This is a genomic window from Bacillus sp. JJ1566 (assembly GCF_036962685.1).
In the GTDB taxonomy this organism is placed as follows: Bacteria; Bacillota; Bacilli; order Bacillales; family Bacillaceae_L; genus Ferdinandcohnia.
Genome location: NZ_JBALOP010000016.1, coordinates 5790 through 32250 on the forward strand (window position 1 = coordinate 5790; position 26461 = coordinate 32250).

Annotated in this window: 32 protein-coding genes; 5 read left to right on the top strand and 27 right to left on the bottom strand. The window is 39.4% G+C overall.

Annotation, left to right across the window (positions count from 1 at the left end):
* Positions 1-116 precede the first annotated feature (116 nt).
* Entirely contained in the window at positions 117-347 is a 231-nt protein-coding gene (locus V7112_RS07920; RefSeq protein ID WP_335417474.1) for a hypothetical protein, read from the bottom strand.
* Between the two features lie 232 nt (positions 348-579).
* Here V7112_RS07920 and V7112_RS07925 point away from each other — a divergent pair, with 232 nt between their 5' ends.
* The 5 genes from V7112_RS07925 (at position 580) to V7112_RS07945 (ending at position 4530) form a co-directional block, all read left to right on the top strand.
* The gene (locus V7112_RS07925) at positions 580-1299 is read left to right on the top strand and encodes an SDR family NAD(P)-dependent oxidoreductase (RefSeq protein WP_335417476.1); all 720 of its coding nucleotides are present in this window, start codon (positions 580-582) and stop codon (positions 1297-1299) included.
* 3 nt (positions 1300-1302) lie between these two features.
* Positions 1303-2331: an S-adenosylmethionine:tRNA ribosyltransferase-isomerase gene (locus V7112_RS07930; protein ID WP_335417478.1), complete on the top strand. Its 1029-nt coding sequence runs from the start codon at positions 1303-1305 to the stop codon at positions 2329-2331.
* Between the two features lie 15 nt (positions 2332-2346).
* Positions 2347-2679, top strand: a complete 333-nt coding sequence (locus tag V7112_RS07935) for a VOC family protein (RefSeq protein ID WP_335417480.1) — start codon at positions 2347-2349, stop codon at positions 2677-2679.
* 78 nt (positions 2680-2757) lie between these two features.
* A complete protein-coding gene (locus V7112_RS07940; protein WP_335417482.1) occupies positions 2758-3876 on the top strand; it encodes a GAF domain-containing sensor histidine kinase in 1119 nt (372 codons plus the stop codon).
* A 12-nt stretch (positions 3877-3888) separates the two neighbouring features.
* Positions 3889-4530: a response regulator transcription factor gene (locus V7112_RS07945; RefSeq protein ID WP_335417484.1), complete on the top strand. Its 642-nt coding sequence runs from the start codon at positions 3889-3891 to the stop codon at positions 4528-4530.
* 215 nt (positions 4531-4745) lie between these two features.
* On the opposite strand, the gene fni is transcribed toward V7112_RS07945, so the two are convergent.
* The 26 genes from fni to rpsH all read right to left on the bottom strand — a co-directional run bounded on the left by fni (position 4746) and on the right by rpsH (position 26459).
* Complete coding sequence (fni, locus tag V7112_RS07950; RefSeq protein ID WP_335417486.1) at positions 4746-5774, bottom strand: type 2 isopentenyl-diphosphate Delta-isomerase; 1029 nt, start codon at positions 5772-5774, stop codon at positions 4746-4748.
* A 73-nt stretch (positions 5775-5847) separates the two neighbouring features.
* Positions 5848-6660 carry a squalene/phytoene synthase family protein gene (locus V7112_RS07955; RefSeq protein ID WP_335417489.1) on the bottom strand — a complete coding sequence of 271 codons (813 nt, stop codon included), beginning with the start codon at positions 6658-6660 and terminating at the stop codon, positions 5848-5850.
* 314 nt (positions 6661-6974) lie between these two features.
* Entirely contained in the window at positions 6975-8435 is a 1461-nt protein-coding gene (locus V7112_RS07960) for a restriction endonuclease subunit S (protein WP_335417490.1), read from the bottom strand.
* Complete coding sequence (locus V7112_RS07965) at positions 8428-9882, bottom strand: N-6 DNA methylase (protein WP_335417492.1); 1455 nt, start codon at positions 9880-9882, stop codon at positions 8428-8430. The genes V7112_RS07960 and V7112_RS07965 overlap by 8 nt, the downstream gene beginning before the upstream one ends.
* A gap of 3 nt (positions 9883-9885) precedes the next feature.
* On the bottom strand, positions 9886-13128 hold the full coding sequence (hsdR, locus tag V7112_RS07970; protein WP_335417494.1) for a type I restriction-modification system endonuclease: 3243 nt from the start codon (positions 13126-13128) through the stop codon (positions 9886-9888).
* A 463-nt stretch (positions 13129-13591) separates the two neighbouring features.
* Positions 13592-13984, bottom strand: a complete 393-nt coding sequence (gene rpsI, locus V7112_RS07975; RefSeq protein WP_335417496.1) for a 30S ribosomal protein S9 — start codon at positions 13982-13984, stop codon at positions 13592-13594.
* A 20-nt stretch (positions 13985-14004) separates the two neighbouring features.
* The gene (gene rplM / locus V7112_RS07980) at positions 14005-14442 is read right to left on the bottom strand and encodes a 50S ribosomal protein L13 (protein WP_335417498.1); all 438 of its coding nucleotides are present in this window, start codon (positions 14440-14442) and stop codon (positions 14005-14007) included.
* Positions 14443-14593: 151 nt separating this feature from the next.
* Positions 14594-15367 (bottom strand): tRNA pseudouridine(38-40) synthase TruA, encoded by a 774-nt coding sequence (gene truA, locus V7112_RS07985; RefSeq protein WP_335417500.1) that lies wholly within the window; start codon positions 15365-15367, stop codon positions 14594-14596.
* Positions 15368-15378: 11 nt separating this feature from the next.
* The gene (locus V7112_RS07990; RefSeq protein WP_335417502.1) at positions 15379-16170 is read right to left on the bottom strand and encodes an energy-coupling factor transporter transmembrane component T family protein; all 792 of its coding nucleotides are present in this window, start codon (positions 16168-16170) and stop codon (positions 15379-15381) included.
* Positions 16167-17042: an energy-coupling factor ABC transporter ATP-binding protein gene (locus V7112_RS07995; RefSeq protein ID WP_335417504.1), complete on the bottom strand. Its 876-nt coding sequence runs from the start codon at positions 17040-17042 to the stop codon at positions 16167-16169. Before V7112_RS07995 ends, V7112_RS07990 begins: the two co-directional genes overlap by 4 nt.
* Positions 17018-17857 carry an energy-coupling factor ABC transporter ATP-binding protein gene (locus V7112_RS08000; protein ID WP_335417506.1) on the bottom strand — a complete coding sequence of 280 codons (840 nt, stop codon included), beginning with the start codon at positions 17855-17857 and terminating at the stop codon, positions 17018-17020. The genes V7112_RS07995 and V7112_RS08000 overlap by 25 nt, the downstream gene beginning before the upstream one ends.
* Before the next feature lie 314 nt (positions 17858-18171).
* Positions 18172-18534 carry a 50S ribosomal protein L17 gene (gene rplQ, locus V7112_RS08005; RefSeq protein WP_335417508.1) on the bottom strand — a complete coding sequence of 121 codons (363 nt, stop codon included), beginning with the start codon at positions 18532-18534 and terminating at the stop codon, positions 18172-18174.
* A gap of 53 nt (positions 18535-18587) precedes the next feature.
* Positions 18588-19532 carry a DNA-directed RNA polymerase subunit alpha gene (locus V7112_RS08010; RefSeq protein ID WP_335417511.1) on the bottom strand — a complete coding sequence of 315 codons (945 nt, stop codon included), beginning with the start codon at positions 19530-19532 and terminating at the stop codon, positions 18588-18590.
* Positions 19533-19824: 292 nt separating this feature from the next.
* A complete protein-coding gene (rpsK, locus tag V7112_RS08015; protein WP_335417513.1) occupies positions 19825-20214 on the bottom strand; it encodes a 30S ribosomal protein S11 in 390 nt (129 codons plus the stop codon).
* A gap of 19 nt (positions 20215-20233) precedes the next feature.
* Positions 20234-20599 carry a 30S ribosomal protein S13 gene (gene rpsM / locus V7112_RS08020; RefSeq protein ID WP_335368588.1) on the bottom strand — a complete coding sequence of 122 codons (366 nt, stop codon included), beginning with the start codon at positions 20597-20599 and terminating at the stop codon, positions 20234-20236.
* A 23-nt stretch (positions 20600-20622) separates the two neighbouring features.
* Positions 20623-20736, bottom strand: a complete 114-nt coding sequence (gene rpmJ / locus V7112_RS08025; RefSeq protein ID WP_003156543.1) for a 50S ribosomal protein L36 — start codon at positions 20734-20736, stop codon at positions 20623-20625.
* A 32-nt stretch (positions 20737-20768) separates the two neighbouring features.
* Positions 20769-20987, bottom strand: coding sequence for a translation initiation factor IF-1 (gene infA / locus V7112_RS08030; protein WP_010285101.1), 219 nt, complete (start codon positions 20985-20987; stop codon positions 20769-20771).
* 171 nt (positions 20988-21158) lie between these two features.
* A complete protein-coding gene (gene map, locus V7112_RS08035; RefSeq protein WP_335417515.1) occupies positions 21159-21905 on the bottom strand; it encodes a type I methionyl aminopeptidase in 747 nt (248 codons plus the stop codon).
* Complete coding sequence (locus V7112_RS08040) at positions 21906-22556, bottom strand: adenylate kinase (protein ID WP_335417518.1); 651 nt, start codon at positions 22554-22556, stop codon at positions 21906-21908.
* 58 nt (positions 22557-22614) lie between these two features.
* Positions 22615-23907, bottom strand: coding sequence for a preprotein translocase subunit SecY (gene secY / locus V7112_RS08045; RefSeq protein WP_335417520.1), 1293 nt, complete (start codon positions 23905-23907; stop codon positions 22615-22617).
* Positions 23907-24347 carry a 50S ribosomal protein L15 gene (rplO, locus tag V7112_RS08050; RefSeq protein ID WP_335417522.1) on the bottom strand — a complete coding sequence of 147 codons (441 nt, stop codon included), beginning with the start codon at positions 24345-24347 and terminating at the stop codon, positions 23907-23909. The genes secY and rplO overlap by 1 nt, the downstream gene beginning before the upstream one ends.
* A 33-nt stretch (positions 24348-24380) precedes the next feature.
* A complete protein-coding gene (gene rpmD, locus V7112_RS08055; RefSeq protein ID WP_335417524.1) occupies positions 24381-24563 on the bottom strand; it encodes a 50S ribosomal protein L30 in 183 nt (60 codons plus the stop codon).
* Positions 24564-24576: 13 nt separating this feature from the next.
* The gene (rpsE, locus tag V7112_RS08060; RefSeq protein ID WP_335417525.1) at positions 24577-25077 is read right to left on the bottom strand and encodes a 30S ribosomal protein S5; all 501 of its coding nucleotides are present in this window, start codon (positions 25075-25077) and stop codon (positions 24577-24579) included.
* A gap of 23 nt (positions 25078-25100) precedes the next feature.
* On the bottom strand, positions 25101-25463 hold the full coding sequence (rplR, locus tag V7112_RS08065; RefSeq protein WP_335417527.1) for a 50S ribosomal protein L18: 363 nt from the start codon (positions 25461-25463) through the stop codon (positions 25101-25103).
* Positions 25464-25495: 32 nt separating this feature from the next.
* Entirely contained in the window at positions 25496-26032 is a 537-nt protein-coding gene (gene rplF, locus V7112_RS08070) for a 50S ribosomal protein L6 (RefSeq protein ID WP_335417529.1), read from the bottom strand.
* 28 nt (positions 26033-26060) lie between these two features.
* Positions 26061-26459: a 30S ribosomal protein S8 gene (rpsH, locus tag V7112_RS08075; RefSeq protein ID WP_010285079.1), complete on the bottom strand. Its 399-nt coding sequence runs from the start codon at positions 26457-26459 to the stop codon at positions 26061-26063.
* Positions 26460-26461 lie beyond the last annotated feature (2 nt).

Sequence of the window (26461 nt, forward strand, 5' to 3'; positions counted from 1 at the left end):
CCGTTTTACTCTTCATCGGCCATATGAAGGGCATTTCCCCAAGCCTCCAACACAGTTATGCCCTTCATCCAATTTATAAAAAAAGCCCTCAATCTCATGATTGAGAGCCTACATCTCTATATATCCGATGTCTTCAGAGTTTCTGAATTTTTCAGTGAGCGACTTTCTTTTTGTTTCCCAACCAGCCTCGCCACTTGCCAGCCAATCACCATATGAACTACACCCATAATCATAAATAATAAATAGTCCCCGATTGGGTCTGGAAGCAAGAGATCCACGATCAACCACATTCCCGCCGACGAAGCACCAATAAAAGCACCGAGCATTGATTTTTGAATACGGCTCATTTTGAACTCACCCCTTCAAGATTGTTACCATTCTTACATACATCATATGTGGGTGAATCGCTCGAAATAACTTGAATTTTGACAGAAGGTTGTCCGAAATGTCGCAGCGTTTCCATGATTCTACATTATTTTTTCATCCTAAAGTCGTAGATAAAGTTCAAGCTTTTTTACGAAGATGATTTTCCTTGTTGCCAGTAAGCTTAAGTCATAAATAACTTAAGGAGAGATTACAATGATGAAAAATAAAGTTGTCATGATTACTGGAGCATCTAAAGGGCTAGGAAAAGCTTTGTCATTAGCTTTTGCCAAGGAAGGAGCGACGCTTGCAATTTGCGCAAGAACGAAAGAAAGCCTCTTAAAGGTAAAACAAGAAGCCGAAAGCTTTGGGGCAACAGTTCTAGCAGTGACCGCTGATGTTTCTAAGTCTAGAGATGTGGAACGGTTTGTTGCATTAGCTGAGGAGGCATTCGGCAAGATTGATATTCTGATTAATAATGCCTCAATGTTGGGCCCTAGCCCAATTCCACTATTACTCGATTACCCCGAAGAGGATTTTATGGAGGTATTAAGGGTAAATGCATTATCACCATTTTCAGTAACAAGAAGAGTTGTTGTTGGAATGCTTCAGCGCAACCAAGGCTCAATTATCAATGTTACTTCAGAAGCCGGTCACATTGGTTATGCAGGCTGGGGAGCTTACGGAATTTCGAAGTTTGCAGTTGAAGGCCTCACCGAAACATGGGCGGATGAATTAAGCGAGACCGGTGTTCGAATCAATATGGTTGATCCAGGAGAAATGGACACAGAGATGCACCAATTGGCTGTTCCAAATTGTGATTACCCTTTAGCAAAACCTGAAGATGTGGTCGATATCTTTTTATACCTTGCTTCTGATCAGTCCAAAGGCATTAATGGTAAGCGGTTTTCAGCGCAAGCTCAGGAGGAGGTGTAGAAAATGATCGCAAAAGCTTTAGATTTTTACCTTCCAGAACAACTGAATGCTTCCCACCCTCCTGAAAAGCGTGGTATCAGAAGAGATCACGTCCGAATGATGGTGCTTGAGCGGACTTCCGGTAAAGTCCAGCATGACTGCTTCTTTCATTTGCCACAGTATCTTGAAAAAGGAGATCTAGTTATTCTAAATAATAGCCGTACCATCCCCGCTGTTTTACATGCCGAATGGCGTCGAAACAAGGTTCAATTTGCAGCAAAGACCGAAGTTCGACTGGCCAGACGTCGCGAGGAGGATTTATGGGAGGCACTCATTGTTGAAAATCATGTAAAAATTGGTGATACCTTTACTTTTTCACCTGAACTAACGGCAAAGGTAATGGGTGTCAAAATGAATTCACCATTAAAAATTTTGAAGTTTACTAAAAAAGGGTCTGAACTTCTTAATATCATATATAAACTTGGCGAGCCGGTTCGATATGAATATATTGATCAACCATGGGAATTAGACTATTACCAAACGGTTTTTGCCAGCCATCCTGGTTCGGTAGAAATGCCCTCAGCAGGACGGGCCTTCAGCTGGGAGCTACTATTTACTTTAATGCGAAACGGAATACAGGTTGATTTTATTCAACTTCATACTGGTCTAAGCTATTTGCTTGATGACAAGTGGCATCAAACACCTGAAGAAAACGAAGAAGAGTTTCATATTTCTGAGAAAACGATGCAAAGGATAATTGAGACAAAAGCTGCCGGAAAAAGAGTAATTGCGGTTGGAACGACTGTGGTTCGAGCTCTTGAGAGTGCAGGAAAGTTCGGTAACCTTTCGGGAGTAACAAATTTATACATTAATCACCAGTTTCCTTTACAAATAGCCGATGGGATTATTACTGGATTTCATGAACCAAAGGCAAGCCATCTCGATATGCTGTCTGCATTTATTTCTGAACAGCATCTTCTTCAGGCTTACGACCAAGCAATTGATGCTAAATATTTATGGCATGAATTTGGAGACATGAATTTGATCATCTGATTTGGAGGTGCGGCTATGAAGCTTCATCATTATGGTCTTGAAGTAAGTAATCTTGAGGATTCAGCCGACTTTTATAAAAACCATTTAGGCTTTCAGGAAGAACTACGTTTTGTATTCATGGAAGAAGAAATCGTGTTTTTGAACCTCGGCGGTTTTAGACTAGAGTTAATAGCTAGTCGAACATTCAATACCCATATCTGCTTTGAAGTAAGTAATCTTGATAAGATTATGACTAAGCTTACGGGTCTTCGAAAAGTCGAGGGCCCTTATCAACTCGATAATGGGTGGAAAACAGTCTTCTACGAAGGGCCAACCAAAGAAATACTTGAATTTTTGCAGACGATCTGAGTTCTACCAAAAATTTTGAAGTCTGAATATTATAAATGGGCTATAATGAAAGCAGAAAATATGGCTGGAGGGAATGTCATGCCCGGTCGTGATCGATATGAGGAAATCAGCATTTTAAAGGAAATTGCTGAACTATTGAATGAAGGTACAGACACCAATAACGTATTAGCAAGTGTTTTAAAAAAACTTCTCCAGGTTACGGCACTGCAAACTGGTTGGATTTTTTTAATCGATGAGCATGGTAAGCAGCATCTTATTGCTGACGAAGCACTCCCCCCTGCTTTAGCTAGTAATGAAAAGCGAAGAATGTGCAATGGCAATTGCTGGTGTGTAAATAAGTACAACAACCAACAGCTAAATAAAGCAACAAATATTATTGAGTGTAAAAGAATAGAAGAGGCCCTGAATGAGGCAGCTGGTGATACGTGTGGCTTGACCCATCACGCAACCGTCCCGCTCCGTGCTGGGGAGGAACGATTTGGGATTTTAAATGTGGGAGCCCCATATAAAACTCATTTCGAAAAAAATGAACTCGCCTTACTTGAAGCTGTTGCCTATCAAATCGGAACCGCGTTGAAGCGTATCAAACTAACTCAACGCGAACAAGAGACTGCACTTGTTGCTGAACGAAATCGCTTGGCACGTGATCTTCATGATTCGGTTAATCAACTCCTATTTTCCCTTAGTCTTACAGCAAGGGCTGGCGTAGAAATGACAGAAAGCAACGACGTCAAACAAACGTTCACCTATATACAAGACATGGCTCAGGATGCTCTTGGGGAAATGAGAGCCTTAATCTGGCAGCTGCGACCTGCGGGATTAGAAAACGGTCTAGTTAGTGCCTTACGAAGCTTTGCAGAAATGCTTGGTCTAAGAATCAACACCACTGTAACAGGCGCAGCCACTATTCCCGGTAAGGTAGAAGAGGCCCTGTGGCGCATTGGACAGGAAGCACTGGCAAATTGTAAAAAGCATTCCCAGTCCACGGAGGTCGTTTTACAATTTCAAGCTTCTGAAGATGAAGTGAAAATGACCATAAAGGATATGGGCTGCGGCTTTCACTATGAAGAAAACCTTGAAATACCGTCATTAGGATTACGAAACATGAAAAAACGGACTGAAAGCTTGAACGGGACCTTTCTTTTGCAAAGTAAACCGGGAAGTGGAACAGAAATAGAGATTCACATTCCGTTTTAGGGGGATTATGAAGTGAGTATAAAAATATTGGTAGTCGATGACCATCATGTCGTCAGACGAGGTCTTGTCTTTTTTCTCCGAACACAAAAAGACCTTGAAATTGTCGGGGAAGCAGCTAATGGAGTAGAAGCGATCGAATTGGCAAAATCCTTAAATCCGGATCTCATCTTAATGGACTTGATGATGCCAGAAATGGACGGCATCGAAGCAACAAGATTCATCAAAAAAGAACTACCTAAAATTAGAATTTTGATGCTTACTAGCTTTTCTGATCAAGACCATGTCATCCCCGCTCTTGAAGCAGGTGCTTCCGGTTACCAACTAAAGGATATTGAACCCGATGAACTTGTCACATCGATCAAAAAAGTAATGGGCGGGGAAAACCAGCTGCATCCAAAGGCAACTTCACATCTATTGGCCAGTTTATCGAATAATCGATACAAGGAGAAAAATGCAATCGAGGAATTAACGAATCGAGAGTTAGATGTGTTAAGGGAAATTGCCAAGGGTAAAAGTAACAAAGAAATCGCTAGTTCACTATTTATCACTGAAAAAACAGTCAAGACACATGTATCCAATCTACTGGGTAAGCTTGAATTATCTGACCGAACACAAGCAGCTCTTTATGCAGTAAAAAATAAATTAGTAGACTAAAAGCAGATGTGGGTACGATACTACATCCGCTTTTTAAGCCCTGTCCCTTAAGTAATAATCCCTTCCTCCAGATTCCGCCAAAGGTGATGGGCTTCTCTTGCAATATGAATCAGGAGGTGAAGTTGTAATAATCGCACATTTTTTACGATTAATTAAATAATATATTTCCATAAAAAGACCCCAACCAAGTGGTTGAGAGTCTTCAGTCATTATTATCATAATTTCTTCAAACGTGAGGTTTCCTTCAGCTCCTGGATCGTCCGTGCACCGATTCCAAACATTGCCATTCGAAGCTCCATTTCCCGGATCTCCATTGCTTCTAGAACAGCTCCCGCACTCTGGGTCGCTTCTTTTAGGATGGACCGCCCGAATCCAACTAGGTCAGCACCTAGTGCAATCGTCTTGGCACCGTCTAGACCCGTCATAATCCCCCCACTAGCAATCAATGGAGAGTCGCCAACTCCTTCACGAACTAGCCTGATTGATTCTGCCGTTGGAATGCCCCATTCGCTGAAAGCTTCAGCAGCAACCCGCCGGATTGGATCTTCCGCACGGAACTTTTCCACTTGGCTCCAAGAAGTACCTCCCGCCCCAGCGACATCAATAAATGCAACACCCACATCAGTTAGTTTTCGGGCTGTCTGTCCATCGATTCCCCATCCAACTTCCTTGACCCCAACTGGAACCTCCAGTGCGCTGCACAATTGTTCAATCTTCTTTAATAAGCCTTTAAAATTCGTATCTCCATTTTCTTGAATTACTTCCTGAATGCTGTTCAAATGAAGAACGAGCATATCCGCCTCCGTCATCTCGATTATTTTCCTGCATTCCTCAACACCGTACCCGTAATTAAACTGAACAGCACCCAAGTTTGCAATAATCGGAATGCTCGGTGCATACTTCCTCATCAAGAAGGAAGAAGAATGTCCGTCACTGTCGAGCAATGCACGGGTGGAACCAAGCGCGAGCGCCCAGCCCCTTTCTTCGGCAGCAATAGCCAAATTTCGGTTAATTGTCTCAGCAAGGGCTGTCCCACCCGTCATGGAACTGATGAGAAACGGTGTTTTGCATTCAAAGCCTAGGAAGGTGGCTTTAGTAGAAATTTCATCAAAATCAATTTCCGGGAGCGCATTATGGATGAACGCAAACGACTCCAATCCTGTCGAGATTGACTCCCCCGTAACCTTTTCGTTCAACGTAATTTGAATATGTTGAGATTTTCTTTGCTCGATTGAGTTGGACATCCCCAACACCGCCTTTTTATCAAAATTCTTAAAGGACGGCAGATCCTGCATCTTCAAATCCTATATAAAAGAATTAGTTAGTTTGCACTTCTTCCACCGTTTGTTCTACTTCTGCTCGGGTTATCTTTTCCCGTCCCTCTTTCATAGCCTTTAATGTTTTATGGGCAAGGGCAAGCGGCAGACGACAGAATAAGATAATGTTTCTCTTTTTGAGAGACTTCATATACTCATCTGCTTTTGTAAGATTTTCTTCCGCATATTTGAAGAGATCTTCCCGATTCCAGCCATCAGGTACAAAGCTTACACCACGTTCATCCAAGTCTTCCTTCTCGTTGCGCAAAATGTTCACGGCTTGAAGCCCACGCCCATAACCGATCGCAAGTTCCCGCTCTGTTTTTTCATTGCCATAGAGTTCCCATAGGTCCGAAAGCATAACCCCAACAAGTCCAGCAACGTAATATGTATAGTCGTCCAAATCTTCACGCGTTTGGATTTCCCAATTGGCTTTTGACCATTTTGCCATTCCAATTGCCATTTCATTAGCGGCGTTCATGACGATTGGCAAGGCATCCTTTGGACAGGCCTGCAGCCACTCTTCTAAACGAAGTGTAACTTCGGGCAGTTGGTCTTTTATAGAACCCAGTATATATAAATATTTTTCGTTATCAAATGGCTGTTTAAATAAATCGCCTACTTGCATTAAGATTGTGTGTTTTACCTCATTGTCCAACTCTTCATGATCTTCAATTTCATCAATTGCCCGAAATACTAAATAAGCAGATGCAACTGAATATTTTAATTCCTTTTGCAAAAAAGTAATCGGTATATAAAAAGTACGACTCGTCTCTTTTAAAATTCGAATTGCATCTTTAGGAAAACCACTCATTTATACCTTGCCTCCAATTCAAAACTGTCTATACCCATCGTAACCCAATTAGATACATAATTCACACAAAAATAGCGGATTAACAATAATTACATTTTTTTAGTCATCTCTACTATTTTATAATTAGTTTGAATTCTATACAAATTTCATGTTTGAAAAAGTGACTGGTAAATAAAGAGAGTTTATAAGGACACGTATCCTAAAATAAATTGCCCATTTGGTATAATGACCAAATGGGCGTATGGATTTTAACGTTTTAAAAACCTTTTATATGCTTCTTATCAGAAATGGTCACGATACATTGATGACATTACTTAATCTTGCAGAGCATCTTTTAATAACTCAATTGCACTTTCTTCTGTAGGATCATTTGTGCCAAGTTCACCGCGGAAAGCTTTCGAGAGAATTGATTGCGTCATTGATTCAATATCTTCTTCTATATCAAGTAAGTCATTTGAGGCTCTTTCTTTTTCTAACAATGTTTCTATTTTCTTTTGTATTTCAATACCCTCTTCTAAGGGCGGGAGCGGAAAGTAAATAGATTCTACAGCCGTTGAACCTACGTTACCTTGATTAACTCCTCCAGTCTCAAAGCTAAAAAACATATCTCGGAATGTATTTGACTGAAGATAATAGTAAAAATAATCACTTAGTTCATATGGTTTTAATGCAAGTATTCTTTGGTTTAGTAATAATTTTCTATCCTGATTTTGTACTTTAATTGCATAACCGTAATCCCTCTTATACTTTGTCCCGGTTAAGGTTAGAAGGATCTCCCCAGGTTCAACTGAATACCTGCTAACTATTTCTTGATCATATGTCTTTGGTAAGAACACCGGGTTTCTGCCCAAATCAAGTTTATTTTTATATAGATTTCCCATTCTAATTAACTGATAACCTTCATCAACAAAGTCGTTGCTTTTAAATGCATAACCTGATTTGAAAGTTGCTATATCTCTTAACCGAATCCATTTCCATCCATCAGGTAATTTATACGGAATTGCATTTTTTTCATCATTCTTATTACTTCTTATTTGTATACTACCTTCTTTTTTATTAAGCTTTCTAATCAAAAAATTTACGTCAGTACTTTTGTTATCCTCCCGCCACTTCGCAGTCAACTCCCCGCAAAAAGCCTTATTCAAAATGGATGCTCGACGAAGTTCAAACATTTCCTTTGCATTATCAATCAACTGCTTTGCTTCATCTATTTTATTTAAAAGACGTTCGACTTTGTTGGCAATTCTAATTTGTTCCTTATACGGAGGTAATGGCATTTTAAAATAAGATAAATCTTTTTTATTAAATCCAGATTGTGCAGAACGAGATAATCCCATTAGTGGTATTTGAAAGTGTCCCGATTTTAATAACCAGAATAAATACTTTGGATAAATTTTTCCATTTGGAAATACTACCTTTGCTAATGCAACATTATAAGCACCACTTAAACCTGTAAGTATTTTACCTATTGAAGCCCCGTACCTTGCTATAAGGATATCTTCTTCTTCTATTTTTCTAAGTTTAGGCGTATCAGGAATAAACGTCATATACTTATCAGAAGCAAAATCCCTAATTTGAACTAATCTTACATATCCTTCCTGTTCTTCATCAATAAATTCACTTTTTGGTGGCTGAGTGCCCCCTTGTACATCAAGAATTGATGTAAAATTAAAGTAAACCCAATTCCTTGGTACTTCATAAGGATGCTCTTCCTCAGGAACTAATGCTTCTTCTAACAGTTCTTCTACTGGCATTTTCTTTACTTTCTTACTCATTACTACCCACCTCGACTGGATCAGCAGTAACCTTAAAACCTTCAACCTCACGTAACTCTGTAACAACCTCATTCAACAATCCAATTGCATGCTCTAACTTAGCTATCGCTTCTTCTGCTGAATCAATCGGGTCTGGTAGGTTTTCATAAACTGATAAAGACTCGTCAGCTATCAGTCCAACATCCAAGCTATTATCTTTTTTCCGGATCTCTTCACGTGTAAATACGTTAAACCGATCATCTTTTACACTCTCTCTGTCTTCTGCATCATATGCTAATACAAAAGCTTCAAAGTGTTTTTCTGTTAATGGCGTCCGCTTACCAAAACTCGGCATATTTGTACGTAAATCATAAACCCATACATCCTTTGTATTATCTTTGTCCGTAGTACCACGAGTAAAGAACAATACATTTGTTTTCACACCTTGAGCATAGAAGATCCCTGTTGGTAAGCGTAAGATTGTATGCAGATTACACTTGTCCATCAAGTCTTCACGAATTTTCTCACCAATTCCACTTTCAAAAAGAACATTATCTGGCAATACAACTGCTGCTCTTGCTTTTCCATCTGGTTTAAGCGCTCGATAAATATGCTGTAAGAAATTTAATTGTTTATTCGTTGTTGTATATGTTAAATCATCACGAGTTGGTCGTTCCCCGCCCTGCTTTGTTCCAAACGGTGGATTGGTAAGGATGACATCATAATTTTTCAGATCTTTCCCTAAGTCAGATAGCGTATCACCTAAAATTATTTCACCCTGAATATCGTGTAACATGGCATTCATTAATGCAAGGCGATGGGTATCCCTAACTAGTTCCACCCCAGAAAAAGCCTTGTACTTTTGAAACTCCGATTCTTTTTCTCCAAGATCAAAATAGTCATCAGTCTGTTCACGAACATGACGATCAGCAGCAATCATAAAGCCAAACGTTCCAGCGGCAGGGTCATTACATCTTTCACCTGGTTGTGGTTTCACAAGTTTCACGATCACATCAATCAACACACGAGGGGTAAAATATTGCCCAGCTCCCGACTTCGTTTCACTCGCGTTCTTTTCGAGTAAGCCTTCGTATAAATCACCCAAACCCTCTTCTTTGGCACTGTACCAATCTAGCTCGTCAATCGAGCGAACAATTTTCTCGAGGTTTTTAGGCTCATCAATATTGGTTCCAGCATTTGTATAGATTTGTTTTAAAATATCATTTCTTTCATTTCCAAGATCAATTAAGAGTTTTTGATAATGTGTTTTTAATTCAAGCCCGTGAAGCGCCGTTAATGAATCCCAGCGATATTCTTCTGGAATGGCTCCCTCATTTTCCGTTTCCTTCATCATTTTTAAAAATAATAGGTACGTTAACTCGGTAACATACTGATGATACGTAATTCCATCATCACGTAAAACATTACATAAATTCCATAACTTCTGTACAATATCTTGGTTGCCCATGTTTTAAGCTTGCTCCTTTTGATCATTATCATATAATGCATAGTTGATTCTACTCACAATTTCGTCGAGTTGTCCACCAAAGATCTTATTCAACTGTTTATATCCACCACGACTTTTGAAAGGTTCTACATTAAAGGCCTTCTCTGGATCCGGATCTAAAACAGATTCTTTTAATAATTGTTTTTCGATTCGCTCTAACCAGGACTTTTGAGGTTTTTCCCATACTTTCATAGCATAGATTTTTTTCATGGCTTTTTTAATCCTCTCTTCATGGTCGATTAGTGGATCACCAAGAGCCTGCTGGCGAATAAAACTGATAATATCCGCTGCTATATCTTCATTTTTTGCATCACGCCATGCGGTTTGCAGCCCTTTTTCTGTAAATCCCTTTTGGTCAAGAGCAATTCTTAACTCCCTTAATTGATTTCGTGTAAGCTCTCTTGGGCGTGTGCACACAACCTTAAGAGCAGGAATTAAGTTCATATTTTCCTTGATAAACTGATTAAAGCTTTGCAAATAATCTTCAGGTTTCTCTGCACTTCCATATCCACGAGTCACTTCTTTTATTTGGTCCTCATGTGTGGAAATATATTGCAGTACCGGTCTCCCTCTATTTTCATCCAAATATTGAAGGATATTTTGATTCGAGGTAAGCTTTTCAACTACCTCCTTTGAATCGGCATTTTTTATCCAATTAACAAACTCATTGATGTTTTTTCCACCAGATAAGACTTTAAAATCTTCGTGGTCCTTCTCCATCCAGCGCTGTTTCTTTCTTTGTACTTTTGCAATTAGCTCTTCCTTATGTTGTGCTTGTTGGCCTTTATCTTGTATCTGTTTCAATTCCTCAACCAATTGCTGAATGGTTACTTTCGGGCTTTTAACAACAGGCTTCATCGTAGTATAAGGCTTCAGTGATTCATAAATCCCAACTGCATCAAAAATCGAAAAGTGGTCCTTTCCAATTTCATCATATCTTCTTGTAGCCCGTCCCAACATTTGCTCATATAAAATTCGGGACCGTACTCTCCTTAAAAAAACTAAGTTTATGATGGCTGGCACATCTATACCAGTTGTTAGTAAGTCCACAGTCACAACAATATTAGGTAGCCGTTCATTTTTAAAAAGCTTGATGGACTGGGATGGATCTTTAATAGAGCCTGTTATTTTCATAACAGCATTATCATCAATAGGACCGTGTATTTCTTCTAACTCCTCTTTAAATATCCTCACGACCATATCAGCATGGTCATCAGTAGCAGCAAAAATAAGGGTTTTTCCTAAACTTGTTGGGTCAATGTATTTTGCAAGTTCTGCAAGTATTACTCGGTTAAATGGTTCAGTGATCACCGTTTTATTAAAGTTAGCTACATCAATGTCCACTTCATCTTCGAGTATCTCTTTTTCAATTTCACCTGTACGTGTATTGAACACATCAACCGTGTCTCCTGCTGACCAACGAATCCCAGTTTCCTTTAATACCGTTTCAAATTGATAAGGTGGTTCATGGTCAATGAGATAGCCATCCACAACCGCCTCGCGATAAGAATAAGTAAATACAGGATTCCCAAATATTTCAACTGTGTGTAACGCAGGTGTTGCTGTTAACCCAATCTTTGTAGCATCAAAATAATCTAGCACTTGTCGATATTTACTAACATAATCTTGATGATCCCTGAATAGTTCTTCTACCTCAGACATTTCTTTGTCCAGTGTATAGCCTCGGTGGGCTTCATCAACGATGATACAATCATATTGGTCAATCGTCGGCTTATTTTCGTCATTTTCCGAGTAGAATAACCTTTTTAGCATTCCTTGTACGGTAGCGATTTGCACCTTAGTTTCCGGGTTGGGTTTGACATCGTTTAAAGATTGAAGTTCAAAAATTTCCGTAAATGAATGATAGTTCTCTAGTTTCGAGTCTTTAAATGACGCTTCTGCCTGTTCACCAAGCGCAGTTCTATCTACCATAAATAAAACCCGCTTAAAGCGACTATGTTTTATTAAACGGTATATGAGTCCTATTGCCATTCTAGTTTTCCCTGTTCCAGTAGCCATAGCAAGTAAGATTTCACGTTGCTCATTTTCAACGGCATGTTCAACTGCATTAATTGCATCCTGCTGATAAGGCCTTAAGTTTAAATAGTCCAAAGCCTCATCATGTAGTTTTTTATTAGCTTGATCTATGTCTTGTTTTAATAACTCTTTTAAGCCTTGTGGAGAGTACCAACCCTTAAGTGAACGGGGATGATTGGTTGCTTTTCTAGCATCTAAGAACCAGATCCCAGATTTCTCTTCGAACTGTTTAAAGTAGGGACGGCCATTTGTAGCAAATAAAAAAGGAACAAAATAGTCACCATATGGCTCAAGGACAATTTCATCCCCCTTCTTCTCAACTAAACGAGCATAGTTTTTTGCCTGTTCAATATCAGAAGGGATATTCTTACTCTGCCTTTTCGCTTCAATAATCCCTACAAATTTTAAGCCTAAAAATAGGGCATAATCGGCAACCCCCGTCTTTAATGGCCATTCCGCAATCGCTAAGTTCTTCCCCTTTTCAGGTCTAACCCCTTTTCCATATCTTAGTTCTTCCGTATCTACTTCCCAACCTGCATCACGCAATTGTTTATCGATAAGAAGGCGTGTTTCTTGTTCTGTTAGGTTTAGTTGACTTCCAAACGTTCGGGCATCTTTCTTTCGTTTCAACTTCTCTTGATCAGGTACAGATAATTGCTCTTGGCGAAGCTTTAGTAGCTCCTGTTCAAGCTTAGCCATTTTCTCTTCGTATGTGGCCGATAATTTTTGTAACTCTTTTTCATCTATTATGTTAACTGGTGTTGGTTCCTGATACGTTGGTTCTTTAAATTCCCAATCTCCGTAAACTTGCATAAACCAAACTGCCAGTCGAAATCCCATATGTAATAATGCCTGAGCTTCCTTTTGAGTGCCATACCCCTCATGCATGGCTTTGTTACCGATTTTTCTAATTGTATCAAGAATATCTTCTAATTCTTGCGTAATCAAATCCTCTCGCCTCAAAGCATTGATCCGATCTGTTTGTTTTGTATCATACGTTTCCTTTATTTCTTCATAAGCGAGTACATATTTGGTTAACGTCTCAGCAAAAACGCGAAGCTTCATCAAGGTTGTGTTTGGATCTATAAAGACGTTTCTTTCTGCTGTCTCACCTAAATTGGCAAGTATATCCCATTTTTCAAAAAGAAAGCGGAAATTACTATTATACATGTGATAACACCCCCTGTTAAATCCTTTTACCATCATTATACCTAATTACAGAAATTAGAGAAAATATGATTGTTTTTGAGACCTGCTGTTAACCTATTTGAATAAATCTCTTAAACTTCACAGCATAATAATTAGAAAATGCAAATATATCTCAGTCTTTTTTCACGAAACCACAAGTAAGTTTTCATAGCTAAAACAGGTTTGATAAATAAGCAGAAAAATTCCCCTCAACAAGGAAAGATCACTGAAAACAGCTTAAATAGACCGAGAAATTAGTCGAAAAACCTCCCCTTATTTTTCCCCAAACTAGCTCCAATCTGTATTTAAAAGGAAAAACTCCGATAATTTTATTTTTACTGGTTACCCGATAAACATCTGTGGTCAAAATATGTTCAAAAGCAATATTTATGTATAAAAAAGACTCCCAACCAAAATTGGTTGAGAGCCTTTGTAACGCCAAAAATTAACGTTTTGAGAACTGAGGTGCACGACGAGCGCCTTTAAGACCGTATTTTTTACGTTCTTTCATACGAGCGTCACGAGTTAATAGTCCAGCTGATTTTAAAGCTGGGCGGAATTCAGGATCAGCTTGAAGTAACGCACGAGCGATACCGTGGCGGATAGCGCCAGCTTGCCCTGTATAACCACCACCATTTACATTTACAAGAATGTCATAACGTCCTACTGTTTCAGTAGCAACTAGTGGTTGTTTTACAACTTCTCTTAAAGCTTCGAATGGAATATAGTCTGCAATGTCACGACCGTTGATTACAATGCGTCCGTCGCCTGGAACTAAACGTACACGTGCAACAGAGCTTTTACGACGACCAGTGCCATAATATTGTACCTGTGCCAAATTAATACCCTCCTTAATAATTAACCGCGAAGTTCGTAAACTTCAGGTTGTTGTGCTTGATGTGGATGTTCGCTTCCAGCATAAACGTGCAATTTTTTAAACATTTGACGACCAAGTGAACCTTTTGGAAGCATACCTTTAATTGCAAGTTCAAGCATTCTTGTTGGGAAGTTTGTACGCATTTCTAAAGCAGTTCTTGATTTTAATCCGCCTGGGAATTGGCTGTGACGGTAGTAAATTTTATCATGTAATTTATTACCTGTTAATTCGATCTTTTCAGCATTGATAATGATTACATTATCACCAGTGTCAACATGGGGTGTAAAAGTTGGTTTGTGTTTTCCACGAAGTAATGTTGCAACTTCTGTTGATAAACGACCTAAAGTTTTGCCTTCAGCATCTACAACATACCATTTGCGCTCTATATTATTAGCATTAGCCATAAATGTTGTACGCATGAGTTTCCCTCCTAATTTCAATAACGATTCATATTGTATTTAATCACGATTAAAGTTCCGGGGCTTTAACGTGGGGTTTAAATATCATACCTAAAATATAATATAACTTTCAGGGTGTAATGTCAAGAAAATGTTACACCAGGATTAGTTGTTATAGCGATATTTTGGTTTCTAATTCCTTCCATTCCTCATAAAATACCTGCCATAGGTATAAACCCTGGCCAGGAGCAGTCTTTCCAGCGAGCGATCGGTCTTTCGCAGACAAAATAGACGGTATCCTTCTTGCTTCTTTTTGACCACTTCCAACCTCAAGTAAAGTCCCTACTATTATTCTTACCATATTATACAAAAAACCATTGCCAATAAACGAAAAAACGAGTTCATCCTCATATTTCTCTATTTTAATCTGGAAGATGGTACGAACCTTATCCTGCACTTCTGTCTTAGATGTACAAAAGCTCGTAAAGTCATGTGTACCCACCAAAAGACCTGCAGCTTCTTCCATCGCATGAAGATCAAGTGGATATGGATAATGATAAGTAAAATGACGCTTAAAAACGCAAGGATCTTCATTAACCAACAATCGATACCGGTATTCCTTCGCTTTTACATCAAATCGCGCATGAAAGCCTAGCTCAACCATTTCCACTGAACGAACTCGAATGTCGCCAGGAAGCATTGAATTCAAGGCTCTCTTCCATCCTTCGACAGGAATCGATAAAGGTGAATCAAAGTGAATAACCTGTCCAAGAGCATGAACAGTTGCATCAGTTCGACCCGATGCGAAAATTTTAATTTCATCACCTTTATGCATTTTCTGTAAAGCATGTTCGAATTCCGATTGAACTGTTCGTTTATTCGGTTGTACCTGGTACCCAGAAAACTGGGTCCCATCATACGAAATGATGCATTTGTACCGACTCATCTTTTCCCTCATTATCCACGTAATAAAAATAGTACTGCTGCTGTTGCAAATAGTAGCACAAGCATTAGTGTATCAAGGCCACGCCACTGTAATAAACGCAGCTTGGTTCGTCCTTCTCCACCGCGATAGCCCCTTGCCTCCATCGCAATTGCGAGTTCCTCTGCTCGCTTAAACGAACTAATAAACAAAGGAATTAATAAAGGAACAACCGCCTTCATGCGATCCTTGATCGGTCCGCTTGTAAATTCAACACCTCGTGCAGCCTGTGCCTTCATAATTTTTTCTGTTTCTTGCATTAGTGTCGGAATAAATCGAAGTGAAATCGACATCATGAGTGCAAGTTCATGTGTGGGTAGACCGACTTTTTTAAACGGTGCTAATAAACTTTCCATACCATCAGTAATCTCAATAGGTGTACTTGTTAATGTTAATATTGTAGTCATAATAATTAAATATAATAGCCGTAAGGAGATAAAAATCCCTTGTTTCACGCCACCCTCATAAATTTGTAGCCAGCCAAAATCGACTAAGAGATCTCCTTCTTTTGTTAAAAAGATATGAAGAATGAATGTAAAAAGGACGACCCATAAAATCGGTTTTAATCCAGAAAGAATGTAGCGCAAGGGAACCTTTGTTAACAAAATAATCGTTAATGTGTAAATTCCTAATAATGCATAGGTAAGAACTGAATTTGCGATAAAGACAATAAAGACATAAAAGAAAATTAATAATAGCTTTGCTCTTGGGTCCATTCTATGAAGTGGAGAGTTACCAGGTATATAGCGACCTATAATGATGTTCATTGACGGGCCTCCTCACCTTTAAAGGCTTTCCCAACATAACGGACAATTTCATCTACTGATAAGCTTGCCGTACGCGGAATCTCGATCCCTAATTTATCTTCAAGCAGACCTTTGAGTCTTACAGCTTCTGGAACGTCCAAGCCTAAATGTAGAACCTTTTCAGGGTTTGAGAAAATCTCAACTGGGCTACCTTGAAATTTTATGGTTCCTTTTTCCATCACAAGGATTTGGTCTGCATAACGGGAAGCATCCTCCATGCTATGAGTGACAAGGACTGTTGTAAGGCCACGTTCTTTATGAAGTTTATTAAACATCTCCATTATTTCAAAACGCCCCCGAGGATCTAGTCCAGCAGTCGGCTCATCCAGGACTAATACTTGTGGGTTCATCGCCAGAATCCCGGCAATCGCAACCCGTCTCATTTGACCACCGCTTAGATCAAAAGGAGATTTCATTAAATATTCCTGAGTCAAGCCCACCATTTTGATTGTCTGTTTTGCTCTTTCCTTTGCCTCCTCCAATGGCACACCAAAATTTAAGGGACCAAAACAAATATCCTTCTCAACGGTTTCTTCAAACAATTGATGTTCAGGGAATTGAAAGACTACCCCGACATGCTTTCGAAGCGGCTTAAGATTCTTTTCCTTTTGCTTTGAAGTGATTTTACGGTCACCAATCGTGATTGAGCCTGAAGTAGGCTGGAGAAGGCCATTTAAATGTTGCAAAATAGTCGACTTGCCGGAACCAGTATGGCCAATGATAGCGGTGTATGAACCAGATTTTATATCCGCATTTACATCATATAAAGCGAGTCTTTCAAAAGGTGAACGAATCTGGTAACGATGCTCTAGTTTTTCGATTGTAATGTCCATAACTCATTCACCAAGCTTTCTTCTGTTATATGATTCTTAGAGAGAGGAACGCCGATTTCTCGTAGTTTTTTAGATACCTTTACTGAAAAAGGTAAATCCAATCCAATATCTACAAGCTTATCATCTAAAGCAAAGATTTCCTCAGGCTTCCCTTCCGCAAATAATTGTCCCTGGTTCATGACAATGATTCGGTCTGCCCTTGCTGCTTCCTCTAAATCATGGGTAATTGACATAACTGTGATGTGACTTTCATTTTTGATTTCTCTAATTGTATCTAAAACCTCTGTACGCCCAATAGGATCTAGCATCGAGGTTGCTTCATCTAAGATGATTAAATCTGGCTGGACGGCAAGAACGCCAGCAATGGCCACCCTTTGCTTTTGGCCACCTGAGAGTTGATGTGGTTCATGTTCAAGAAACTCTCGCATATTGACCATATCAATTACTCTTTCAATACGAGACACCATTGTTTCGCGAGGAATTCCGTTGTTTTCCATTCCAAAGGCAATATCATCCTTTACAGTGGTTCCAACAAATTGGTTATCTGGGTTCTGAAACACCATGCCAATTTTCCTTCGAATATCCCAAATAGATTCTTCATTTAGCTGTACACCTTCAACGGTTACAGTTCCTGTTTGTGGTAACAATAAACCGTTAAGAATTCGAGCCAATGTAGATTTCCCAGAGCCATTATGACCGACAATCGCAAGCCATTCTCCCTTTTGAACAGAGAATGATAGATTCTCCAATGCGAATCTTGTGTTTTCTGGATATTTATAGCTTATCTGATCAACGACCAAAAGGTTTTCACTCATTCTTATCCCCCACTAAAATCAAATGCGCCTTGGCTCATTTGTGCCAGTGCTCAAAAAATTATTTCCATAGAAATAAAACTTTTCTCGTCTCAACTTACTACCTTCCAAATTATTCGTTTCTTCCTAATCTGTCAAGGGAATAAGAACGCGTTATTCCAATATTTCAGGAGAAGTATGATTATATTGTGTGCATTCTATAAGGAGAGTAAATTACTATTCGTAGATAATTGTATCTTTTTTGAAAAATAATGAATATAAAATAAAAAGGGCTTAGACCAGTTTATTAAACTGTCCCGCCCCTATAATGTAAAGAATTAAACTAGTTCAATGATAACCATTGGTGCACCGTCACCACGACGAGGTCCAAGTTTCATGATACGAGTGTATCCACCTTGACGCTCTTCATAACGAGTTGCGATGTCACTGAATAATTTTTGTAGTGCATCTTCACCAGTCTCTTCGTTTGCTACTTCGTTACGGATGTAAGCTGCAGCTTGACGACGAGCGTGAAGATCACCACGCTTACCTAATGTAATCATTTTTTCTACAACTGATTTTAATTCCTTCGCACGAGCTTCAGTTGTTTCGATGCGCTCGTTGATGATTAAGTCAGTAGTAAGGTCACGTAATAACGCCTTACGTTGCGCGCTTGTACGTCCTAATTTTTGGTATGACATGAGGTATTCCCTCCTTTGTTGAATTAGTATGAATTTGCATCACTCAAAATGAGTCAGTCATCTTTACGTAAGCCTAAACCAAGCTCTTCTAGTTTAGCCTTAACTTCTTCTAAAGATTTACGACCAAGGTTTCGTACCTTCATCATATCTTCTTCAGTTTTATGAGCAAGCTCTTGAACCGTATTGATTCCTGCTCTCTTTAAGCAGTTATATGAACGAACAGAGAGATCCAATTCTTCAATTGTCATCTCGAGGACTTTCTCTTTTTGATCCTCTTCTTTTTCCACCATAATTTCTGCGTTTTGAGCTTCATCCGTTAATCCTACGAAAATATTTAAATGTTCTGTTAGGATTTTCGCACCTAGTGCAATTGCTTCTTTCGGACCAGTACTGCCGTCAGTCCAAACATCAAAAGTCAGTTTGTCAAAGTTCGCGACCTGTCCAACACGTGTATTTTCCACTTGGTAATTAACACGTGAAACCGGAGTATAGATTGAATCAATCGGGATTACACCGATTGGTCGATCTTCACGCTTGTTTGCATCAGCTGGAGTATATCCTCGTCCACGCTTCGCAGTAAATCTCACACGAAAATGTGCATCCTTAGCAAGAGTTGCAATGTGCAGATCTGGGTTTAAGATTTCAACATCACTGTCATGTGTGATGTCAGAAGCTTTTACCGGACCTTCACCTTGAACATCAATCTCAAGAGTCTTCTCTTCATCAGAGTAGATTTTAAGAGCTAATTTCTTCACATTTAAGATAATAGATGTTACATCTTCGACGACGCCTTCGATTGTTGAGAACTCATGAAGCACCCCATCTATTTGGATAGACGTTACAGCGGCACCAGGAAGAGAAGAAAGTAGGATACGACGTAAGGAGTTACCCAAAGTTGTTCCATATCCACGCTCAAGTGGCTCGACGACGAATTTACCGTATTTGGCATCTTCGCTGATTTCAACCGTTTCGATTTTTGGTTTTTCAATTTCGATCATTTATAAACCCTCCTTCAAAACGTCGAAACCTCGGCTAGACTATGATCAGAAACGTCTAACCGAAATTCCCAATAGTTAAGTTCCCTATCTGTGCACAACAACAACTCGATTCATTCTGTAAAGAACTTATAAACAAAACATGGCGATTCGTGAATCTACCTCACTCACGCCTTTGTTACACTTATAAGAATAAAAAAGTTTATCAAAACCCATTAATCCATTATAGCCATGGATAAAAAATCTTATACAGAAAAAGATCAAATACGTCTTATCGTATTATTTGATGCTAATGTTACACACGACGACGTTTTGGCGGGCGACATCCGTTATGTGGTACTGGAGTAACATCTTTAATAGCTGTAACTTCAAGACCAGCAGCTTGAAGAGCACGAATTGCAGCTTCACGTCCTGCGCCAGGGCCTTTTACAGTTACTTCAAGAGTTCTCATACCATGCTCCATTGAAACTTTAGCAGCAGTTTCAGCAGCCATTTGTGCAGCGAATGGAGTAGATTTACGTGAACCTTTGAAACCAAGAGCACCGGCACTTGACCAAGAGATTGCATTTCCGTGTGCATCTGTAATTGTTACGATCGTATTGTTGAATGTTGAACGGATGTGTGCAACACCAGTTTCAATATTCTTTTTTACACGACGTTTACGAGTATTCGTTTTACGTGCCATTTATCCATTACCTCCCTTACTATTTCTTCTTGTTTGCTACAGTACGACGAGGTCCTTTACGTGTACGAGCGTTATTTTTAGTATTTTGACCTCTTACAGGTAATCCACGACGATGACGTAGACCACGGTAAGAACCGATTTCGATTAAACGTTTGATATTAAGTGAAACTTCACGACGAAGGTCACCTTCTACTTTGTAACGGTCAACGATATCACGAATCTTGTTTAATTCGTCTTCTGTAAGATCACGAACTCGTGTATCTTCAGAAACACCAGCTTCTGCTAGGATTTTCTGTGCAGTTGGACGTCCGATTCCAAAAATATATGTTAAAGATATAACCACACGCTTTTCGCGTGGAACATCAACACCAGCAATACGTGCCATTTAGACGTACACCTCCTTATAATTTAGCCTTGTTTTTGTTTATGTTTTGGGTTTTCACAAATTACCATTACTTTACCTTTTCTACGAATAACTTTGCACTTTTCGCAGATAGGTTTTACTGATGGTCTAACTTTCATTTTTCAAACCTCCTTGATAGTTCGGAGCGCATTTATTTAAAACGGTACGTAATCCTACCGCGAGTCAAGTCATAAGGTGATAATTCAACCGTAACCTTGTCTCCAGGTAAAATACGAATAAAGTGCATGCGAATTTTACCAGAAACATGGGCCAAAACAGTATGACCATTCTCTAATTCAACTTTAAACATTGCATTAGGTAATGTCTCTGCAACAGTACCTTCAACTTCAATTACATCGTCTTTCGCCATTGGAATGTTCTCCCTTCTTCAAATCAGTAACTTGCTCATTGACAAACTTTGACGCGCACAAACATTCCTCTACGTTTGCCATCGACCAGTTTTCTTAATACTGCTCTGAACTTCCGGAGATACGTAATCAAAAATTAGATGAATGTTATTCTCATGAATAGGGTTTGTGCCTTACAATTTTGTTAAGATCTCATACCCTGTTTCTGTAATAGCAATCGTATGTTCAAAATGCGCACACGTTTTGCCATCGACTGTTACAACAGTCCAGTTATCTGCTAACGTCTTAACGTATCGACTACCTGCATTTACCATCGGTTCAACGGCAAGTACCATTCCTGGTTTTAAACGTGGTCCTTTATTAGGAGGACCGTAATGTGGAATTTGTGGTTCCTCATGTAAATCTTTGCCTACACCGTGACCTACATATTCCCGAACAATCGAAAATTGATTCGCCTCGACATAAACTTGAATTGCATGAGAAATATTTGAAAGACGCACACCAGGCTTCGCTTCTTCTAATCCTCGATAAAGGGATTCTTGTGTAACTTCAAGAAGTCTTTGATTTTCCGGATGAATTGTACCAACAGGATAAGTCCAAGCTGAATCACCATGGTAGCCGTTGTACTCGGCGCCGATATCAATACTGATAATATCTCCATCCTGTAAGACACGATCACCAGGAATACCATGTACTAGCTCTTCATTAACAGAAGTACAGATACTACCGCGAAAACCATTATACCCTTTAAAAGAAGGAATTGCATCATATCCACGAATAAACTTTTCAGCAATTGTATCCAGTTCTTTCGTTGAAATCCCTGGAGTAATATATTTTTGTAATTCTTGGTGTGTCAATGCAACGATCTTGCCAGCTTCGCGCATAATTTCAATCTCTCTTGGTGACTTGCAAATAATCATCTATTTTAATCCCCCAAGGAGCTCCTCTACACCACCAAAAACTTTGTTAATTTCTTGTTGTCCATCGATATTGCGAAGATAGCCCTTTTCCTGATAAAAGTCAAGAAGTGGCTTAGATTGCTCGATATTCACTTGTAGACGAGTTCCAACTGTCTCCGCATTGTCATCGGCACGTTGATATAGTTCGCCACCACACTTATCGCATGTCCCTTCCTGACTAGGTGGGTTGAATACTAGGTGGTAAGTAGAACCACAGTCCTTACAAATTCGACGACCTGTTAATCTTTCGAGTAAAATGTCAGAATCGACTTCAATGTTTATAACATAGTCAATCTTTTTATCAAGATCAGTAAGGATTGCTTCAAGTGCTTCTGCTTGTGGAACGGTACGTGGAAATCCATCAAGTAAAAATCCTTCATTGCAATCGTCTTTGCTCAATCGTTCACGGACAATTCCGATCGTAACTTCATCAGGAACAAGCTCACCTTTATCCATAAAAGATTTTGCTTGGAGTCCTAGTTCTGTTCCATCTTTTATTGCAGCACGGAACATATCTCCTGTTGAGATATGAGGGATATTGTACTTTTCTACGATTTTTTCAGCTTGAGTGCCTTTTCCAGCACCCGGTAGCCCCATTAATACTAAGTTCAAGTGATTTGCCCCCTCAGCCTCTTATCTTAGAGGTGCTGGGAAAAACATTCCCAGAACCTTATTTGATAAATCCTTTATAATGACGTTTTACAAGCTGACTTTCAAGCTGCTTCATTGTCTCAAGTGCAACACCGATAACGATGAGCAAGCTAGTTCCACCAATTTGTGCAGACTGCGGTAAATTCGCAAATTTTATAAAGAAAACAGGAAGAACGGAAATAGCTGCTAAGAAAATAGAACCAACAAAAGTTAAACGATACAGAATTTTTGTTACATATTCTTGCGTATTTCTTCCTGGGCGAATCCCTGGAATGTAGCCGCCTTGCTTTTTCAAATTATCTGCCATTTGTTCAGGATTTACTTGAACAAATGTGTAGAAATATGTGAACGCAATGATAAGCGCGATATAAATAATCATCCCAACTGGTTGGGTATAATCAAAATACTTTGTAATCCAGTCAGTTACCGTATTAGGACCGAAGAACGATGCAATCGTTGGTGGCGTGATAATGAAGGAAACTGCAAAAATTACAGGAATAACACCAGCCGCATTTACTTTTAACGGTAAATGTGTGGAGTGTCCTCCAACCGGGCTATTAGCAGCTAACCGCTTTGCATATTGAATTGGAATTTTTCGTAATGCTTGTTGTACAAATATTACACCTACGACAACAGCTATAACAGCAATAAGCAGTAAAACAACAGTAATGATGCTTAGGAATAATTGATCTCCAGCATCTTCAAATTGTTGAATATAGACTTGGTTTACAGCAGTAGGAATACCGGCAACAATACCTGCGAAAATGATAATTGAAATCCCGTTTCCAACGCCTTTCGCTGTAATTTGTTCACCTAACCACATTAAAAATGCAGTACCAGCAGTTAACACAACAGCGATTAATAAATACGTTCCGATACTAGGATTCACAATTAACATCCCATTTGACATGTTGTTAAAGCCGTATGACATACCCATTGCTTGGATAAAACCAAGCACAATCGTTCCATAGCGAGTAAACTGCGCTAATTTACGACGTCCAACTTCCCCTTGCTTAGACCATTCCGTAAATTTAGGAACAACGTCCATTTGCAACAATTGAATGATAATTGAAGCAGTAATGTAAGGCATGATCCCCATCGCAAGGATTGAGAAGTTAAACAATGCTCCACCACCAAATGTATTTAAGAGGCCGAACGCTGTATTACTATCAGTCGATCTTAAAACGTCGGCATTCACATTTGGCACTGGAATAAAGGTGCCAATTCGAAATACTACTAACATAAGTAAGGTGAATATAATTTTGTTTCTTATATCACCAACGCGCATAAAATTGGAGATTGTTTGAAACATTAAATCACCTCAGTTGTTCCGCCAGCAGCTTCGATCGCTTGTTGAGCAGTAGAGGAGAATTTGTGAGCTCTAACTGTTAGCTTTTTGTCAAGAGTACCTTTACCAAGGATCTTAACTCCAGCATTAAGTTTACTTACAACACCTGTTTCAATTAGAAGTTCAGGTGTTACTTCTGTTCCGTCTTCAAAACGATTTAGTGTTTCTAGGTTAACAATTGCAAAGTCTTTGCGATTGATATTTGTGAAACCACGTTTTGGTAAGCGTTGGAATAGAGGAGTTTGACCACCTTCAAATCCAGGACGAACACCGCCACCAGAACGCGCTTTTTGACCTTTATGACCTTTACCAGCAGTTTTACCATTACCTGAACCAGTTCCACGTCCAACACGATTACGTGTTTTACGAGATCCTTCAGCCGGTTGTAATTCATGAAGTTTCATTTGGGCACCTCCTTATTTCAGAAAAAAATCTAATTATTGTTCTTTAACCGTAACTAGGTGAGCAACTTTATTAATCATACCGCGAATCGCAGCATTATCATCATGAACAACAGTTTGATGTAATTTTTTCAATCCAAGAGTACGAACAGTTACACGTTGGTCTTCAGGACGTCCAATGACACTGCGAGTGAGGGTGATTGCTAATTTCTTTGACATTGTGTTTTCCCTCCTATCCTAACAGTTCTTCTACTGATTTACCACGTAACTTAGCTACTTCTTCAGCACGCTTTAATTGACTTAAACCTTCAATTGTAGCACGAATCATATTTACCGGAGTGTTTGTTCCTAATGATTTAGAAAGGATATCACCGATACCAGCAAGTTCTAATACCGCACGAACTGGTCCACCAGCGATAACTCCAGTACCTTCAGATGCAGGCTTTAGTAAAACTTCACCTGCTCCAAATTGACCAATTACTTGGTGAGGAACTGTTGTTCCAACCATTGGTACAGAGATTAGGTTCTTTTTAGCATCTTCAATTGCTTTACGAATTGCATCTGGAACTTCTTGTGCTTTACCAGTTCCAAAACCAACATGTCCGTTCTTATCACCAACTACTACTAGTGCTGCAAAGCGGAATCGACGTCCACCTTTTACAACCTTAGCAACACGGTTAACGGTAACTACGCGTTCTTCAAGTTCTAATTTATTTGGGTCAATGCGACGCATCTTATAATGTCCCTCCTTTTTTATTAAAATTGTAATCCAGCTTCACGAGCAGCATCTGCTAGTGCTTTTACACGTCCGTGGTAAAGGTAACCTCCGCGGTCGAATACTACCTCTTTGATTCCTTTTTCAATACCACGCTTAGCAACTAGTTCGCCAACTTTTGTTGCAGCATCTACGTTACCGCCAGCCTCAACAGTTAGATCTTTATCTAATGTAGAAGCACTTGCGATTGTTACTGAGTTAACATCATCGATTAATTGAGCGTAAATGTGTTTGTTAGAACGGAACACATTTAGGCGAGGACGAGCAGCAGTTCCAGAAACACGAGAACGAACACGAGCATGTCTTTTTCTACGAACTGCATTTTTATCCTGTTTCGTAATCATTTACGTCTCTCCTTTCTTTTACCTAAAAAGGCTTACTTCGCAGTTTTACCTTCTTTACGACGAACAAATTCACCTTCGTAGCGAATACCTTTTCCTTTATAAGGCTCAGGCGGACGTACACCACGAATATTAGCAGCTAACGCTCCAACACGTTCTTTATCGATACCTTTAACAATGATCTTAGTGTTAGATGGTACTTCGATTTCAACGCCTGTCTCTGGAACGATTTCGACTGGATGAGAATATCCAACGTTTAATACAAGCTTGTTTCCAGCTTTTTGAGCACGGTATCCGACCCCGATTAGCTCTAAGCCTCTTTCAAAACCTTTGGATACACCTTCAACCATGTTTCCTAGTAGACTACGTGTTGTTCCGTGAAGAGCACGGTGTTCTTTATTTTCAGTTGGACGAGCAACGTTAATCACGTTGTCCTCAACATTAATTTGCATATCAGGATGGAAAGTACGAGTTAATTCGCCTTTTGGTCCTTTTACAGTAGCAGTATTACCGTTGAAAGTTACAGTAACACCAGATGGTATTTCGATTGGTTTTTTACCAATACGTGACATGTACTACACCTCCATTCTTATCAAACTATTACCAAACGTAAGCTAATACTTCTCCGCCGGCTTGCTTTTGACGAGCTTCTTTATCAGTTAATACACCTTGTGAGGTTGAAACGATCGCGATTCCTAAACCGTTTAACACACGCGGTACTTCATTAGATTTTGCATAAACACGTAGACCAGGCTTACTAATACGCTTAAGACCAGTAATAACGCGCTCATTGTTTGCACCGTATTTTAAGAAGATACGGATAATACCTTGTTTGTCATCCTCAATAAATTCAACGTCACGAACGAAACCTTCACGCTTTAAGATTTCAGCGATTTCCCTTTTGATATTTGATGCAGGGATTTCAAGTTTCTCATGACGAACCATGTTCGCATTACGGATGCGAGTAAGCATATCTGCAATTGGATCTGTCATCACCATAG

What these genes read in the sequence shown, in the direction of transcription:
- V7112_RS07990 (WP_335417502.1), bottom strand. Translation starts at nt 16,170, where the DNA reads ATGAACATCATTATAGGTCGCTATATACCTGGTAACTCTCCACTTCAT.
- rpsH (WP_010285079.1), bottom strand. Translation starts at nt 26,459, where the DNA reads ATGGTGATGACAGATCCAATTGCAGATATGCTTACTCGCATCCGTAAT.
- V7112_RS07925 (WP_335417476.1), top strand. Translation starts at nt 580, where the DNA reads ATGATGAAAAATAAAGTTGTCATGATTACTGGAGCATCTAAAGGGCTA.
- fni (WP_335417486.1), bottom strand. Translation starts at nt 5,774, where the DNA reads ATGTCCAACTCAATCGAGCAAAGAAAATCTCAACATATTCAAATTACG.
- rpmJ (WP_003156543.1), bottom strand. Translation starts at nt 20,736, where the DNA reads ATGAAAGTTAGACCATCAGTAAAACCTATCTGCGAAAAGTGCAAAGTT.
- V7112_RS07955 (WP_335417489.1), bottom strand. Translation starts at nt 6,660, where the DNA reads ATGAGTGGTTTTCCTAAAGATGCAATTCGAATTTTAAAAGAGACGAGT.
- rplO (WP_335417522.1), bottom strand. Translation starts at nt 24,347, where the DNA reads ATGAAACTTCATGAATTACAACCGGCTGAAGGATCTCGTAAAACACGT.
- V7112_RS07995 (WP_335417504.1), bottom strand. Translation starts at nt 17,042, where the DNA reads ATGGACATTACAATCGAAAAACTAGAGCATCGTTACCAGATTCGTTCA.
- infA (WP_010285101.1), bottom strand. Translation starts at nt 20,987, where the DNA reads ATGGCGAAAGACGATGTAATTGAAGTTGAAGGTACTGTTGCAGAGACA.
- secY (WP_335417520.1), bottom strand. Translation starts at nt 23,907, where the DNA reads ATGTTTCAAACAATCTCCAATTTTATGCGCGTTGGTGATATAAGAAAC.
- V7112_RS07935 (WP_335417480.1), top strand. Translation starts at nt 2,347, where the DNA reads ATGAAGCTTCATCATTATGGTCTTGAAGTAAGTAATCTTGAGGATTCA.
- V7112_RS08000 (WP_335417506.1), bottom strand. Translation starts at nt 17,857, where the DNA reads ATGAGTGAAAACCTTTTGGTCGTTGATCAGATAAGCTATAAATATCCA.
- V7112_RS07930 (WP_335417478.1), top strand. Translation starts at nt 1,303, where the DNA reads ATGATCGCAAAAGCTTTAGATTTTTACCTTCCAGAACAACTGAATGCT.
- rplQ (WP_335417508.1), bottom strand. Translation starts at nt 18,534, where the DNA reads ATGTCATACCAAAAATTAGGACGTACAAGCGCGCAACGTAAGGCGTTA.
- rpsE (WP_335417525.1), bottom strand. Translation starts at nt 25,077, where the DNA reads ATGCGTCGCATTGACCCAAATAAATTAGAACTTGAAGAACGCGTAGTT.
- rplM (WP_335417498.1), bottom strand. Translation starts at nt 14,442, where the DNA reads ATGCGTACAACATTTATGGCTAATGCTAATAATATAGAGCGCAAATGG.
- rpsM (WP_335368588.1), bottom strand. Translation starts at nt 20,599, where the DNA reads ATGGCACGTATTGCTGGTGTTGATGTTCCACGCGAAAAGCGTGTGGTT.
- rplF (WP_335417529.1), bottom strand. Translation starts at nt 26,032, where the DNA reads ATGTCACGTATTGGTAAAAAACCAATCGAAATACCATCTGGTGTTACT.
- V7112_RS07940 (WP_335417482.1), top strand. Translation starts at nt 2,758, where the DNA reads ATGCCCGGTCGTGATCGATATGAGGAAATCAGCATTTTAAAGGAAATT.
- V7112_RS08010 (WP_335417511.1), bottom strand. Translation starts at nt 19,532, where the DNA reads ATGATCGAAATTGAAAAACCAAAAATCGAAACGGTTGAAATCAGCGAA.
- V7112_RS07965 (WP_335417492.1), bottom strand. Translation starts at nt 9,882, where the DNA reads ATGGGCAACCAAGATATTGTACAGAAGTTATGGAATTTATGTAATGTT.
- V7112_RS07960 (WP_335417490.1), bottom strand. Translation starts at nt 8,435, where the DNA reads ATGAGTAAGAAAGTAAAGAAAATGCCAGTAGAAGAACTGTTAGAAGAA.
- hsdR (WP_335417494.1), bottom strand. Translation starts at nt 13,128, where the DNA reads ATGTATAATAGTAATTTCCGCTTTCTTTTTGAAAAATGGGATATACTT.
- truA (WP_335417500.1), bottom strand. Translation starts at nt 15,367, where the DNA reads ATGAGTCGGTACAAATGCATCATTTCGTATGATGGGACCCAGTTTTCT.
- rplR (WP_335417527.1), bottom strand. Translation starts at nt 25,463, where the DNA reads ATGATTACGAAACAGGATAAAAATGCAGTTCGTAGAAAAAGACATGCT.
- rpsK (WP_335417513.1), bottom strand. Translation starts at nt 20,214, where the DNA reads ATGGCACGTAAAACGAATACTCGTAAACGTCGTGTAAAAAAGAATATT.
- rpmD (WP_335417524.1), bottom strand. Translation starts at nt 24,563, where the DNA reads ATGTCAAAGAAATTAGCAATCACCCTCACTCGCAGTGTCATTGGACGT.
- map (WP_335417515.1), bottom strand. Translation starts at nt 21,905, where the DNA reads ATGATTATTTGCAAGTCACCAAGAGAGATTGAAATTATGCGCGAAGCT.
- V7112_RS07920 (WP_335417474.1), bottom strand. Translation starts at nt 347, where the DNA reads ATGAGCCGTATTCAAAAATCAATGCTCGGTGCTTTTATTGGTGCTTCG.